This is a genomic window from Streptomyces sp. NPDC046349, assembly GCF_055587885.1.
Map to the genome: position 1 here is coordinate 300,978 of NZ_JBVJFK010000004.1, position 13,230 is coordinate 314,207.

The window sequence follows — 13,230 nt, forward strand, 5'->3', positions numbered from 1 at the left end:
ACTAACCCCCTTTTCCCGTCGAGGAAGCGCAGACGACCCCGAAAACACCCCCCCCCCCCCCCCCCCCCCCCCCCCCCCACCCCCCCCCCCCCCCCCCCCCCCCCCCGCCCCTGTGAGGCCGGCCGGGCCGGCCCTGCTCAGTCCTCGTGCGTGTAGTAGCGGTAGAAGGCGGTGGCGCCGACGCCCACGGCGACCGCCAGGCCTATCACCACGGACTGGAGGATGGACTCGTCGGTGACGCTGTACAGGTAGCCCACCGCGATGCCGCCGAAGGCTCCGTAGGCGGCGGCGTGGAGCTCGCGCATCATCCGCGGGCCGACCCTGGCCAGGCCGAACATCATGCCCGCGAAGATCACGCCGCAGAGGATGCCGTAGAAGACGTTGGCCGCGGTGACCGGGCCCTCCTGGCGGTCGATGAACGCGCACCAGACCCCGTAGACCAGTCCGAGGAGCAGCGGCCTCACGTAGGCGCCCTTGCTCAGGTGGGTCATGTCCGCCATCTGCCGGTGCTGCCTGGGCGCAGCGGGTGCCGCATGTGCCATGACGGGCTCCTCTCTCCCATCCTCCAGGGCACACCCGCCGCCGCCGACCGGCAAGTGGATCAGCGGTCAGGGCGTGCGCACCGCCACCGCGTCCATCTCGAAGAGCATGCCGGGCAAAGCCAGGGCGGCGACCCCGATGAGGGTCTGCGCGGGAAGCTCGGTGCCCCAGGTGGCGTGCAGGTGCTTCAGGAGCACTTCCAGCTTCCGCTGGTCGTGATCGACGATGTAGGTGCCGATGCGGACCACGTCGGCGGGACCGAGGCCGGCCGCGGCGAGGGCGGTGCGGAGGTTGGCGAAGGCCTGTGCCACCTGGTCCGCGAAGTCGTCCGAGACGACGAGGCCGCTTTCGTCGGAGCCGTACTGGCCGGCTATGAAGACCTGCTCGCCGGGGGCGGAGACGATGTGGCTGTAGCCGTAGTCGGTCGGGGTGTGGAGTCCTGCCGGGTTGATGATGCTGCGCGTCATGCCGAGCTCCTTGATCTCCGGGTCCGTGTCGGGTGTCGGTGCGTGCGGCGTCTGCCGCTACTGTGCGGCGAGCCAGGCCCTGAGCCGCTGCGGGGCCTCGGGGGCCTGCCGTTCGGCCTGCTGCCGGATCTCGTCGAGGTTCTGGGCCGCCAGGGCCTTGCGCCAGGCCAGTTCGGCCCGGGTCATGGCGTGCGCGATGGCGCAGTCGGCGGCGTCCGCGCCGTCGGGCGCCGGTGCGCCCGCGCCGGGCCCCTGCTTGCGGATCTCGGCGCACCGGAAGGCCTCCTCGGGCCCCTCGACGGCGGCGACCACGTCCATGAGCGAGACGGCGGCGAGCGGGCGGGCCAGCCGGAAGCCGCCCCGCGGACCGGGGCTGGAGGTGAGGATGCCCGCCCGGGCCAGCGCCTGCAGCTGCTTGTTGAGGTAGGCCGCGGGCAGGTCGTGCCACGCGGCGAGCCGCGCCGCGGAGACCGCACGGTCCGGTCCGCTCCAGGCCAGGTTGACGCAGCTGTGCAGGGCCCACTCGACGCCCTCACTCATCCTCATAATCTGGATATTAGATGTCCAGAATAGGGAGGGCAAGGATCCCACGCCGTCCGGCGGCCCACCACCCGCCCGCAGCAACACCGCTCGCGCGCCGGCCCGTCCCCGTTTTCCCTGGTGACGTGCGCACCATCCTGTCGGCGGTACTCATCGTGCTCGTGGCCCTCCTCGTGCCCGCGAGCGCCGTCGCGTACTGGGCCGACCGCGAGCTGGGCGACGCGGACCGCTACACCGCGGCCATGGCCCCCCTCGCCGAGAACCCCGCCGTGCAGGAGGTCGTCGTCACGCACACCGCCCGCGCCCTCACCGGGCAGATCGACGCGGGTCCCTTCCAGTCCGGGGTCGACGCCCTGCTCGGTGAGGCGCTGCGCTCCTTCGCCGACACCCCCGCCTACAGCACGGCCTGGGACGCCGCCAACCGCGCCGCCCACGCCGCCTTCCTCCACGCGCTCACCACCGGCCGCGGCAACGCCGTCACCATCGACCTCGCGCCCGTCGTCGCGCAGATCAAGAGCGAACTCGTCGCCGACCAGGTGCCCTTCGCGGACCGCATCCCGGTGACGCGGCTGTCCGTGGAGGTCATGGAGTACGACAACCTCGGCGCCCTCCGGAAGGGGTTTCGCATGCTCGAGATCGCCGGCGTCTGGCTCCCCGTACTGACCCTGGTCCTGGCCGTGTCGGCCGTGGCGGTCGCCGTCCGGCGGCGCCGGGCCGTCATCGCCACCGGCCTGGGACTGGCGGTCGGGGCCGGACTGCTGTGGCTGACGGTGGAGGTGTGCCGCCGCCTCACCCTGGACGACCTGCCCGCCGACATCGACCGTGCCGCGGCCGGCGCGGTGTACGACGCCCTCACCGCATTCCTGCGGACCACCGCCTGGGTCGTGCTGCTGATCGGGCTCGCGGCGGCTCTCGCCGCATGGGTGACGGGACGACTGCGCCGCACCCCATAAGCTCGGAAGGTACAACACGCGCAGAACGACCCAGAAGAGACCAGAAGAACCGATTCGCGAGCGGCGGCACGGAAGCGGGAATGAGCACCGAACGCACCGAACACATATCGTCGCGGCGAGCCCGGCACCACCCGCTGGCCCCGCCCGCCTGGCTGCTCGAGGGGCTGAAGCCGACCACCGCGCCCGTCCCGTGGGCGGCCGCGGGACGAGCGGGGTTCGCGCTGTCCGTCCCGCTCGCCGTCGGCTTCGCGCTGAACGAGCCCGAATACGGCGCGCTCGCGTCCATGGGCGCCCTGTCCGGGGTCATCGGCGACACCGCCGACGCCTACCGGATGCGCGTCCTGAACATCGCCGTCCCGCAGGTCTTCGGCGCCGTCGGCGTGGCCCTGGGCACCCTCGTCTACGGCCATGGCTGGCTGGCCGTCGGTGTGCTCACCCTCATCGCCCTGGTCTCCGGGATGATCTCCTCCATCGGCACGGTCGCCTCCGTGTCCGGCCTGCTGCTCCTGCTCAACGCCGTCGTCGGCGCCGGGCTCCCGATGCCGCAACCCTGGTGGATCGCCCCTTTGCTGCTGAGCGCGGGGGGACTCTTCGTCCTCGCACTGACCCTGCTGGGCTGGCCGCTGCGCGGCCGCCGCCCCGAACGGGCTGCGGTCGCCGCCGCCTACCGGGCCCTCGCCGATGCCCTGGAAGCCGCCGGCGGCCCCGGCGACCTCTATGACGAGCACCGCCGCCGGGTCACCAAGGAACTCGACCAGGCCTACGACCTGATCCTGGGCCGCCGGGCCCGCGTGCACGGCCGCAGCCAGTCCCTCGTCCGCATGCTCGCCCAGCTCAACGTGGTGATCCCGCTGGTGGAGGCCGCACCGGCCGCACACCTGCGCGGCCGACCGCTGCCCCCCGAGATCCCCGCGGCCGTACGGGGGCTCGCGACCGCCGTCGAGGAGGGCCGCACCACCGCACCCGTACTCGACCTGCCCGAAGCCCGCACGCCCGTCGAACGGGCCGTCGACGCGGCGCTGCGTCATGCCGCGACGATCGTGCACCTGCCCGAAGCGGACCCGTACAACGTGGACGACCGCCTCGGCCGGCCCGCCGCGCTGAAGGTGCGCGCCCGGCGGGCGGTACGCGACATGATGATGTCCGAGGCCTCCTGGCGCTACGGGCTGCGGCTCGCCCTGTGCATCGGCCTCGCCCAGTCACTCGTGTCGGTCGTCGAACTCGAACGGTCCTACTGGATCGCACTGACCGTCACCTTCGTCCTCAAACCGGACTTCGGCTCGGTGTTCTCCCGTGCCCTGCTGCGCGCCCTCGGCACCGCGATCGGGCTGGTCGTCGCCGCCGCCGTGCTCGCGGAGGTACCGCGCGGCTGGTGGGACGTGCCGGTGATGGTGCTGCTCGGCGCGCTGATCCAGGTCTTCTCCGCCAAGGGCTACGCCTTCCAGACCGCCGCGATCACCCCGGTGATCCTGCTGCTGTCGGACCTGCTCAACCACCAGGGCTTCGACCTGATCCGCCCCAGGCTGCTGGACAGCCTGATCGGCTGCGCCATCACCCTGGTCGCCGGATACCTGCTGTGGCCCGAGAGCTGGCACACCCGTATCGGGGACAGGCTCGCCGAGACCGTGGACGACGCCGCCCGCTACGTGGAACGGGCCTTTGCACCGGCCGCGGACGACGCTGCTCGCGCGGCAGCCCGGACCGCACGCCTCCAGGCCCGCCGACGGCTCTACCGCGACCTGTCGGGCGTCCGCAGCGAGTTCCAGCGGGCGCTGACCGAGCCGCCGCCGACCGGTACCCGGGCCGCCGCGTGGTGGCCGCTGGTGGTCGCCGTCGAGCGGATCGTGGACGCGTCCACCGCCGCCCGGGTCCGCGTCGACCACGGCGCCCCGCCCCCCGCGGCCGAGGAGGTCGCGTCCATCGCGCGGCAGCTGCGCGAACTGGCCGGCCGGGTGCGCAGCAGCACCGTCCCGGTACGGGTCGAGGGCGAACCGGAGGGCGACGGGTCGGGCGTCCTGGCCCCCGTCCACCAGGAGCTCGCGGCCGCCCGGGCCATCACCCAGCCGGAGCGCTGACCGGGCCGTGCGGCCCCGGACGGGGGAGCATCGGACCATGCACCGCGCCCCGGCCGCCCTGGCCCTCGCCCTGGCCCTGGCCCTGGCCCTGGCAGGGTGCGCCGACGTGGAGGGGCTGCAGAGCGAGGGCGACCAGGGCACGGTGCACGCCCCGCAGAGCCTGTGGAAGGGCATCCGCCCCGATCCTCCCGACCCGGCCCAGAAGACGGGCACCGCCTCCGTGGTCCCCGGCCTGCCCAAGGCACCGGACCTGAGCATGCGCGGGGTGAACCCGGTGAGTGTCGTACGCGCCGACGTCACCTCCGCCACCGAACAGGACGGCGGCACGGGCCGGCTCGTCGACCCCCGGGGGGTCCGGCGGCTCGCGCTCTGCACACAGGCTGTGGACGGCGGCCCCCGCTGCCCGGTACGGCCCCCGGTCTTCCACGACCTGACGGGCAACGGCCGGGAGGAGCTGATCACCGCCCTGGACATCGACGGCCGGCTGAGCGAGCTGCGCGTCTACACCGTCCAGAACGACGGGAGGATCGCCCGGATCCTGTCCCTGCGGGCGGTGCTGGAGGGAGTGGAGGTGGCCGCCGAACACCTGGCGGTCCGCGAGCCCACGTCGAACCCCGCCTACGTCGCCGTCTCCGACTACGTGTGGGACCCGAAGGCCGGGATCATGAACCTGAGCCAGCTCACCCTCGACGACTGCCCCTCCCTCACCGGCGTACCGCTCGGCCCGGACGCGCAGCGATGCACGCGCTGAGCAGCCTCCGCTGGAAGATCGCCCTGACCACCACGGCGGTGTGCTGCATGGTCGCCGCCGCACTCGGGATCCTCGTGCACAACGTGGTCGCGGCACAGATCGTCGGCGAGGTCCGCAAGGACGCGGGCACGGCCCTGGAACACGCCCTCAGCCACTACGAGTACGGCACCACGCACGGCGACGTGAACATCGTCCTGGACCCGCCCCAACTGCCGCGCCCACTGCGTGACCTGGTCGGCCGTGGCGACACCGGCAGCATGGTCGGCGCCTACGACGGCAAGCCCGTCATGTGGGCCGCCGCCCCCGCCGACCAGCAGGCCCTCGCCGTCTGGATCCCCTTCGAGGGCACCCGCGACCGGCTGCGTGACATCGACACCGCGATCCTCGCCTCCGCCGCGCTGGCCGCCGGCGTGGTGGCGCTGGCCGGCCTCTTCCTCGCCGACCGGATCAGCCGACGGCTCGCGACGACCGCCGCCGTGGCCCGCCGGATCAGCGCCGGGGACCTGGACGCGAGGGTCGGGTTCCCCACCCGCGCGGACGATCGGCGGTCGGGCCGCCGCTCCCGGGACCGGGACGAGGTACGGGACGTGGCACAGGCCCTGGACCTGATGGCCGGGTCGCTCCAAAAGCGGCTGGAGGCGGAGAAGCGCTTCACCGCGGACGTCGCCCACGAACTGCGGACCCCGCTCACCGGCTCGCTCGCCGCGGCGGCCCTGCTGCCCGAGGGCCGCCCCAAAGAGATGATCAACGACCGCTTGAAGGCCCTGCACCTGCTGACCGAGGATCTGCTGGAGATCTCCCGGCTCGAATCGGGCGTGGAGCGGGCCGACCTCGCGCGGGTGGAACTCGGCCGGGCGGTGGAGCGGGCCGTGGCGGGAGCCGGACCCGCCGTCGCGGTCCGGGTGGTCCGCGACGCGGCGGTGCTCACCGACCGGCGGCGCCTCGACCGGATCCTCACGAACCTCCTGGTCAACGCCGAGAAACACGGCGGTCCGCCGATCGAGGTGACCGTGGAAGGCCCGGTGGTCACGGTCCGCGACCACGGGCCCGGCTATCCGCCCGAATTGCTCGCGCAGGGCCCGCAGCGCTTCCGCACAGGAGACCCCGGGCGCGGGCGCGGCCACGGGCTGGGACTGACGATCGTGGCGGGACAGGCGGCGGTGCTGGAGATCGCGCTGAGCTTCGCCAACGCCCCGGACGGGGGCGCGTTGACGACGCTCAGGCTGCCCGTCGGACGGCTGCCGGACGGCAGTTGACCGTGCAGGGCCGGTGTTTCACGTGAAACACCGGCCCTGCACGGGCGATACGGATCAGACGCCGATGTTCTTGCCGTCCTTGCGCCAGACCGAGACGACGGCCGGGCGGACGATCTTGCCGGGACCGTCGGGCCACACCGACTGCGGCTTCTCGACGGACGCGCCGTCGATCTCGCCCGGGTGCTGGACGGCCACCAGGACGCGCTTGTCCTGAATGATCGGGCCGCAGGTCTCGGCGCCGCGCGGCACGGTCAGGAACTGCTTCAGCTCACCGCGCCGCTCGCCGCTCGTCGCGACGCCGAACAGGCCGTCGTGGGAGCCGAGCTGGTTGCCGTCGGTGGAGATCCACAGGTTGCCGTGCGGGTCGAAGGCCACATTGTCCGGGCAGGAGATCGGGCTGACCTTGTCCTTCGGGAAGCCCGCGAAGTAGGTCGCCGGGTCGTTGGGGTCGCCGGCGACCAGGAAGAGACGCCAGGCGAATCCGTCGCCGGCCGGGTCGTCGAAGTTCTCGGCGAGTTCCAGGATCTGGCCGTGCTTGTTCAGGTTGCGCGGATTGGCCTCGGTCGCCCCCTCCGCCTTACCGGGCTTGCCTCGGTCCGTGTTGTTGGTCAGCGCGACGTAGACGCGGCCGGTGCGCGGGGAGGGCTCGACGTCCTCGGGGCGGTCCATCTTGGTGGCGCCCACCTTGTCGGCGGCCTGGCGCGTGAAGACGTAGACCTCCTCGGCGGTCATGCCCTCGACGTGCGAGACGTTGCCGGTGGCCAGCTTGATCCAGACCCCGGAGCCGTCGAACTCGCCGTCGGAGGGAAGCTTGCCTGTGCCGTCGAGCTCGGCGGCCGGGGAGTCGCCGGTGAGCTTGGCGACGTAGAGGGTGCCCTCGTCCAGCAGCGTGAGGTTGTGCTCCTTCGCGGCGCGCGAATTGCCCTTCTTCATCCGCTTCGAGGAGACGAACTTGTAGAAGTAGTCGAAGCGCTCGTCGTCGCCCATGTAGATCACCGGACGGCCGTCCTCGGTCAGACGGGGCTGCGCGGCCTCGTGCTTGAAGCGGCCCAGGGCGGTGCGCTTGCGCGGGACGGAGTTCGGGTCGTACGGGTCCAGCTCGACCACCCAGCCGAAGCGGTGCGACTCATTGGGCTCCTGGGCCACGTCGAAGCGCTTGTCGAAGCGCTCCCACTTGCGCTCGGTGGCGCCGGTGGTCACGCCGTAACGCTTCAGGCGGGCGGCGGCGGTGGGGTCGGTGACCTGGCCGGCGTTGCCGAAGTACTGGTTGAAGTTCTCCTCGCCGTGGAGGGTGGTGCCCCACGGGGTGGTGCCGCCGGCACAGTTGTTGAGGGTGCCGAGCACCTTGGTGCCGGTGGGGTCGGCGGAGGTCTTCAGCAGGTTGCCGCCCGCTGCCGGACCGGTCATCCGGAACTCGCTGGTGGCCGTCAAGCGGCGGTTGAGGTGGTGGCGGGAGACCGCGGTCAGCTTGCCGCTGCGGTGGTCCTCCTGGACGACGACCACGGACAGGCCGTGCGCGGCCCAGGCGATCTCGACCTGCTCACGGGTCGGGTTGGCCGGGTCGTACGCCTTGAACATCAGGACTTCGTCCGTGTACTCGTGGTTGGCCACGAGCAGCTGCTGGCGCTCGTAGTCCCCGCCGAGCGGCAGGAGGCTCAGGAAGTCGTTGTTGTAGCCGAACTGACCGGCCTGCGCGGCGGCGGTCTGCCTGTCGGCGTTGAAGCCCGGGGCGCCCTTGATGATCGGGTCGCCCCAGCGGATGACCACGTTCTGCTCGTGGCCCTCGGGGATGGTGACCTTGTCGTCGGTGTTGGGCGCGACGGCCTTGAAGCGCAGGCCGCGGGCGGCCTCACCGCTCTTGCCCGCACCGGCGGCCGCGGCGTCGGCGGCGGGGGCCGCGTTGGCGGTCTGCCCCGGAGCGCTGAGCGCCACGGCGGATCCGGCGGCGGTGGCGACCGTCACGACGGCGGCGGAGCGCAGCATCGAGCGGCGGGAGTAGGCGCGGGCTATGACATCGCCCGCGTACTCGTTGTCGCTTGTGTTCGGCACCTCGTGGAAGCAGGCGTCGCCACAGCGGTAACGACAGGTGAGAGCGGAACGGCCGCTCCCATGCGGGTTGCCGATGAACGGCAGAAGCTTGCGCACGAGTGTCCTCCGAGTAGCTGCGTGGCCGCCGACAACGTGTCGGAACAATCCAGCCGCGACGCTAGGCCCGGGTTGCGCCGAAGCGGCGGCGCGGGGATGAACGGTTGGTGAACCCGGCACGTCGGAGCGGCAGTTCGGGAGCGGCGTGATCACCTCTGGGAGCCGGGCGCCACGAAAGGCGCCCCTCCCGAAGATCCAGCCGGGCGGCCGATAACCTTACGTGTCCACTCTGGGCAGGGATCAACCGCGCAGCACGGACAAATGACGCACGCACTCATGCGAAAGGCCTGGCCCATGGGTATTCGGAGCTTGTTGCGCAAGGTGTTCGGACGGTCTGCGGAACCGGTTCCGGAAAATTCGGACGCCACTTCGGCGGCTGTCCCGAACCAGGCGGAACGCACCCCCCTGGATGCCGCCGCCGAACTCGTGGCGGCGTCCTTCGACAATCCGACGGTTCCCCCGCAGTCCTCGCGGGACCGCGAGCCCGGCACGGTCCTGACGGCCCCTGCCCCGGCCGCCGACCCCACCGTCCCGGAGGCCCGCCGCGCCTCGCCTGCGGCGAAGCCCGACCCGGGATCCCCCGTCGCGGCTGCCGCCCCTGTTGCGGAGCAGCCGGAGACTGCCGCTCCTGCGGACAAGGCCGAGGCGGCCGGGGCGGACGCGCCGCAGGCGCAGGCCGAGGTCGCGGCAGAGCCGCAGGCCGACGCAGCCGACGAGGCCGAGGCCGCCGCTTCGGAGGCCCGGGACGAGCAGGCGGCAGCCGAAGCGCCGCAGGCGCAGGCTGACAACGCGGCCCCGACCGCCGAGGCAGAACAGGCCGAGGCCGCCCCGGCGGAGCCGCAGGCCGAGACCGCCGCTCCGGAGGCCCGGGACGAGCAGGCGGCAGCCGAAGCGCCGCAGGCGCAGGCCGACGACGCGGCCCCGTCCGCCGAGGCAGGACAGGCCGAGGCCTCCCCGGCGGAGCCGCAGGCCGAGACCGCCGCTCCGGAGGCCCGGGACGAGCAGGCGGCAGCCGAAGCGCCGCAGGCGCAGGCTGACAACGCGGCCCCGACCGCCGAGGCAGAACAGGCCGAGGCCTCCCCGGCGGAGCCCCAGGCACAGGCCGAGGTCGCGGCAGAGCCGCAGGCCGACGCAGCCGACGAGGCCGAGCCCCAGACGGCAGCAACCGACGCGGACGCGCCGCAGGCGCACGCCGACAACGCGGCCCCGACCGCCGAGGCAGAACAGGCCGAGACCGCCGCTCCGGAGCCCCGAGACGAGCAGGCGGCAGCCGAAGCGCCGCAGGCGCAGGCCGACAACGCGGCCCCGACCGCCGAGGCAGAACAGGCCGAGGCCTCCCCGGCGGAGCCCCAGGCCGAGACCGCCGCTCTGGAGGCCCGGGACGAGCAGGCGGCAGCCGAAGCGCCGCAGGCGCAGGCCGACGACGCGGCCCCGACCGCCGAGGCAGAACAGGCCGAGGCCTCCCCGGCGGAGCCCCAGGCACAGGCCGAGGTCCCGGCAGAGCCGCAGGCCGACGCAGCCGACGAGGCCGAGCCCCAGACGGCAGCAACCGACGCGGACGCGCCGCAGGCGCACGCCGACAACGCGGCCCCGACCGCCGAGGCAGAACAGGCCGAGGCCGCCCCGGCGGAGCCGCAGGCCCCCGCAGCCGACGAGGCCGAGCCCCAGGCGGCAGCAGCCGTCGCGGAGGCGCCGCAGGCCGAAACCGCCGAGCCGGAGGCCCGGGACCAGCAGGCGGAGACGCAGGAGGCGGCCGCGCCCGAGGCGGAGACGCAGGCCGGGCCCGCCCATGCGGCGGCAGCCGTGCGGCGTCGGGCGCCCGAGGTCGCCGCCGCGTACAAGGCGGCCGGCCAGGTGCTCCGCAGCAAGGGGAAGGCCGGCGCCCGCGCCAAGGTCTACCTCGTCCTCGACCGCTCCGGGTCGATGCGCGGCTTCTACAAGGACGGCAGCGCCCAGTACCTCGCCGACCACGCCCTCGCCCTCGCCGCGCACCTGGACGACGAGGCGACCGTGCACACCGTGTTCTTCTCCACGGAGGTGGACGGCACGGCCGACCTGACCCTGGACACCCACTACGGGTCATGGGTCGAGGGCCGCCACGCCGAGCTCGGCCGGATGGGCCGCACCAGCTACCACGTGGCCGTCGAGGCCGTCGTGGAGCACTACCGCAAGGACGGCGGTGAGGGCCCGGCCCTGGTCGTCTTCCAGACGGACGGCGCCCCCGACAACCGGCAGCCCGCCCGGCAGGCGCTGACCGAGGCCGCCACCACGGCCCCCGGCATCCACTGGCAGTTCGTGGCCTTCGGTGACCACGACTCCAAGGCCTTCGACTTCCTGCGCAAGCTGGACGCCGAGAACGCCGGCTTCTTCCACGCCGGCCCCGCCCCCGCCGAGCTGACCTCCGCGGCGCTCCTCAAGGGCGTCCTGGAGAAGTTCTAGACACGGCAAGGACACCGAAAGGGCCCGGGGTCGTCGACCCCGGGCCCTTTCACATGGCTACCCGTTCACGTGGCTGCCTGCCGGCCACCGCTCAGCGCGCAGCGTCCGGGTGCACGGACTCCGCGACCGGCTTCGCGTCGGCCGCCTTCGTCTCGACCGGCTTGCGCAGCGCGATGTTCAGCTCGCGCAGACGGGCCTCCTCGAGGACCGTCGGCGCGCCCATCATCAGGTCCTGCGCGTTGCCGTTGAGCGGGAAGGCGATGGTCTCGCGGATGTTCGGCTCGTCGGCCAGCAGCATCACGATGCGGTCCACGCCCGGGGCGATGCCACCGTGCGGCGGGGCGCCGAGGCGGAACGCGCGCAGCATGCCCGCGAACTCGCGCTCGACGGTCTCGGCCTCGTAGCCCGCGATCTCGAAGGCCTTCAGCATGACCTCGGGCTCGTGGTTGCGGATGGCGCCGGAGGACAGCTCGATGCCGTTGCAGACGATGTCGTACTGCCACGCCAGAATGTCGAGCGGGTCCTTCTCCTCCAGGTCCTTCATGCCGCCCTGCGGCATGGAGAACGGGTTGTGGGAGAAGTCGATCTTGCCGGTCTCCTCGTCCTTCTCGTACATCGGGAAGTCGACGATCCAGCAGAAGCGGAAGACGTTGTCCTCGAAGTGGCCGGCGCGCTTGGCGGCCTCGACCCGGACCGGGCCCATGATCTTGGAGACCTCGTCGAACTCGCCGGCGCCGAAGAACACGGCGTGGCCGGGGACCAGGCCCAGGCGCTCGGTGAGGACCTTGACGTTCTCCTCGGTGAGGAACTTGGCGATCGGGCCGGACAGCGAACCGTCCTCGCCCACGCGGACCCAGGCCAGGCCCTTCGCGCCCAGCGAGACCGCGTAGTCCCCCAGGCCGTCGAAGAACTTGCGCGGCTGGGCTGCGGTGTCCGGGACGGCCAGGGCGCGCACGTGCTTGCCGGCAAACGCCTTGAACTCCGAACCGGCGAACACGTCGGTGATGTCGACGAGCTCCAGCTTGGCGCGCAGGTCGGGCTTGTCGTTGCCGTACTTCAGCATCGACTCGCGGAAGGGGATCCGCGGGAACGGCGAGGTGACCTCGCGGCCGCCGCCGAACTCGGTGAAGAGCTCGGTCATCAGGCGCTCGATCGGCTGGAAGACGTCCTCCTGCTCGACGAAGGACATCTCCACGTCGAGCTGGTAGAACTCGCCCGGCGAGCGGTCGGCGCGGGCGTCCTCGTCGCGGAAGCAGGGCGCGATCTGGAAGTACCGGTCGAAGCCGGAGATCATCAGCAGCTGCTTGAACTGCTGCGGGGCCTGCGGCAGGGCGTAGAACTTGCCCGGGTTCAGGCGGGACGGCACCACGAAGTCACGGGCGCCCTCGGGGGAGGTCGCGGTGAGGATCGGGGTCGCCATCTCGTTGAAGCCGAGGGCCACCATCTTCGAGCGGATCGAGGCGATGACCGCCGAGCGCAGCATGATGTTGCGGTGCATGCGCTCGCGGCGCAGGTCGAGGAAGCGGTACTCCAGACGGCGCTCCTCGTTCACACCGTCGTCGGTGTTGATGGTGAAGGGGAGCGGGCCGGCCGCGCCGAGCACCTCGACCTCGGAGACCTCGATCTCGATCTCGCCGGTCGGCAGGTCCGGGTTCACGTTGTCCGCGCCGCGGGAGACGACCTTGCCGTCGATGCGGACGACGGTCTCCTTGGAGACGCTGCTGAGGGCCTCGTTCGCGGCGGTGCCGGGGCGGGCGACCAGCTGCGTGATGCCGTAGTGGTCACGCAGATCGATGAAGAGGATGCCGCCCAGGTCTCGACGGTTGTGCAGCCAGCCGCTCAGTCGGACGTCGGCGGCGACGTCAGAGGCGCGGAGCTCGCCGCAGGTGTGGGACCTGTACCGATGCATCAGTCATCCAGTTCTTCGCTATACCAGGGTGGATTCAACCGTCCCAAGGTTACCGTCCGGGAGGATGCCGGGTCGGGCACTACCGTCAGCCTGCGCAAATGCGTCCGGTCACCGTCGAACAGGCACGTAACGGATATGACCTGTAAAGATGACCG

General features: G+C 72.4%; 10 protein-coding genes. 5 read left to right on the top strand and 5 right to left on the bottom strand.

Features of this window, described 5'->3' with window-relative positions; genetic code table 11:
- Positions 1–137: 137 nt before the first annotated feature.
- The 3 genes from ACZ6JS_RS11385 to ACZ6JS_RS11395 form a co-directional block, all read right to left on the bottom strand.
- On the bottom strand, positions 138–542 hold the full coding sequence (locus ACZ6JS_RS11385) for a hypothetical protein (protein ID WP_469297407.1): 405 nt from the start codon (positions 540–542) through the stop codon (positions 138–140).
- Positions 543–608: 66 nt separating this feature from the next.
- Positions 609–1,007, bottom strand: coding sequence for a RidA family protein (locus tag ACZ6JS_RS11390; RefSeq protein ID WP_469297408.1), 399 nt, complete (start codon positions 1,005–1,007; stop codon positions 609–611).
- 57 nt (positions 1,008–1,064) lie between these two features.
- The gene (locus ACZ6JS_RS11395; RefSeq protein WP_469297661.1) at positions 1,065–1,547 is read right to left on the bottom strand and encodes an RrF2 family transcriptional regulator; all 483 of its coding nucleotides are present in this window, start codon (positions 1,545–1,547) and stop codon (positions 1,065–1,067) included.
- A 125-nt stretch (positions 1,548–1,672) separates the two neighbouring features.
- Between ACZ6JS_RS11395 and ACZ6JS_RS11400 the strand changes: the two genes are divergently transcribed.
- The 4 genes from ACZ6JS_RS11400 (at position 1,673) to ACZ6JS_RS11415 (ending at position 6,582) form a co-directional block, all read left to right on the top strand.
- Positions 1,673–2,500, top strand: a complete 828-nt coding sequence (locus tag ACZ6JS_RS11400; protein ID WP_469297409.1) for a hypothetical protein — start codon at positions 1,673–1,675, stop codon at positions 2,498–2,500.
- An 80-nt stretch (positions 2,501–2,580) separates the two neighbouring features.
- A complete protein-coding gene (locus ACZ6JS_RS11405) occupies positions 2,581–4,575 on the top strand; it encodes an FUSC family protein (RefSeq protein ID WP_469297410.1) in 1,995 nt (664 codons plus the stop codon).
- Positions 4,576–4,612: 37 nt separating this feature from the next.
- A complete protein-coding gene (locus tag ACZ6JS_RS11410) occupies positions 4,613–5,326 on the top strand; it encodes a hypothetical protein (RefSeq protein WP_469297411.1) in 714 nt (237 codons plus the stop codon).
- Complete coding sequence (locus ACZ6JS_RS11415; protein WP_469297412.1) at positions 5,314–6,582, top strand: sensor histidine kinase; 1,269 nt, start codon at positions 5,314–5,316, stop codon at positions 6,580–6,582. Before ACZ6JS_RS11410 ends, ACZ6JS_RS11415 begins: the two co-directional genes overlap by 13 nt.
- Positions 6,583–6,636: 54 nt before the next feature.
- Here the strand turns inward: ACZ6JS_RS11415 and ACZ6JS_RS11420 are convergent, their stop codons facing one another.
- Positions 6,637–8,727 carry a PhoX family protein gene (locus ACZ6JS_RS11420; protein ID WP_469297413.1) on the bottom strand — a complete coding sequence of 697 codons (2,091 nt, stop codon included), beginning with the start codon at positions 8,725–8,727 and terminating at the stop codon, positions 6,637–6,639.
- Between the two features lie 294 nt (positions 8,728–9,021).
- On the opposite strand from ACZ6JS_RS11420, the gene ACZ6JS_RS11425 reads away from it, so the two are divergent.
- Positions 9,022–11,166 (top strand): VWA domain-containing protein, encoded by a 2,145-nt coding sequence (locus ACZ6JS_RS11425; RefSeq protein WP_469297414.1) that lies wholly within the window; start codon positions 9,022–9,024, stop codon positions 11,164–11,166.
- A gap of 91 nt (positions 11,167–11,257) precedes the next feature.
- Here ACZ6JS_RS11425 and aspS read toward each other — a convergent pair whose 3' ends face one another.
- Positions 11,258–13,075, bottom strand: coding sequence for an aspartate--tRNA ligase (gene aspS, locus ACZ6JS_RS11430; RefSeq protein WP_469297415.1), 1,818 nt, complete (start codon positions 13,073–13,075; stop codon positions 11,258–11,260).
- Positions 13,076–13,230 lie beyond the last annotated feature (155 nt).

Bases quoted from the DNA above. Each gene is read 5' to 3' on its own strand.
- ACZ6JS_RS11410 (WP_469297411.1), top strand. From the start codon at position 4,613: ATGCACCGCGCCCCGGCCGCCCTGGCCCTCGCCCTGGCCCTGGCCCTG.
- ACZ6JS_RS11390 (WP_469297408.1), bottom strand. From the start codon at position 1,007: ATGACGCGCAGCATCATCAACCCGGCAGGACTCCACACCCCGACCGAC.
- ACZ6JS_RS11385 (WP_469297407.1), bottom strand. From the start codon at position 542: ATGGCACATGCGGCACCCGCTGCGCCCAGGCAGCACCGGCAGATGGCG.
- ACZ6JS_RS11395 (WP_469297661.1), bottom strand. From the start codon at position 1,547: ATGAGTGAGGGCGTCGAGTGGGCCCTGCACAGCTGCGTCAACCTGGCC.
- ACZ6JS_RS11415 (WP_469297412.1), top strand. From the start codon at position 5,314: ATGCACGCGCTGAGCAGCCTCCGCTGGAAGATCGCCCTGACCACCACG.
- aspS (WP_469297415.1), bottom strand. From the start codon at position 13,075: ATGCATCGGTACAGGTCCCACACCTGCGGCGAGCTCCGCGCCTCTGAC.
- ACZ6JS_RS11405 (WP_469297410.1), top strand. From the start codon at position 2,581: ATGAGCACCGAACGCACCGAACACATATCGTCGCGGCGAGCCCGGCAC.
- ACZ6JS_RS11425 (WP_469297414.1), top strand. From the start codon at position 9,022: ATGGGTATTCGGAGCTTGTTGCGCAAGGTGTTCGGACGGTCTGCGGAA.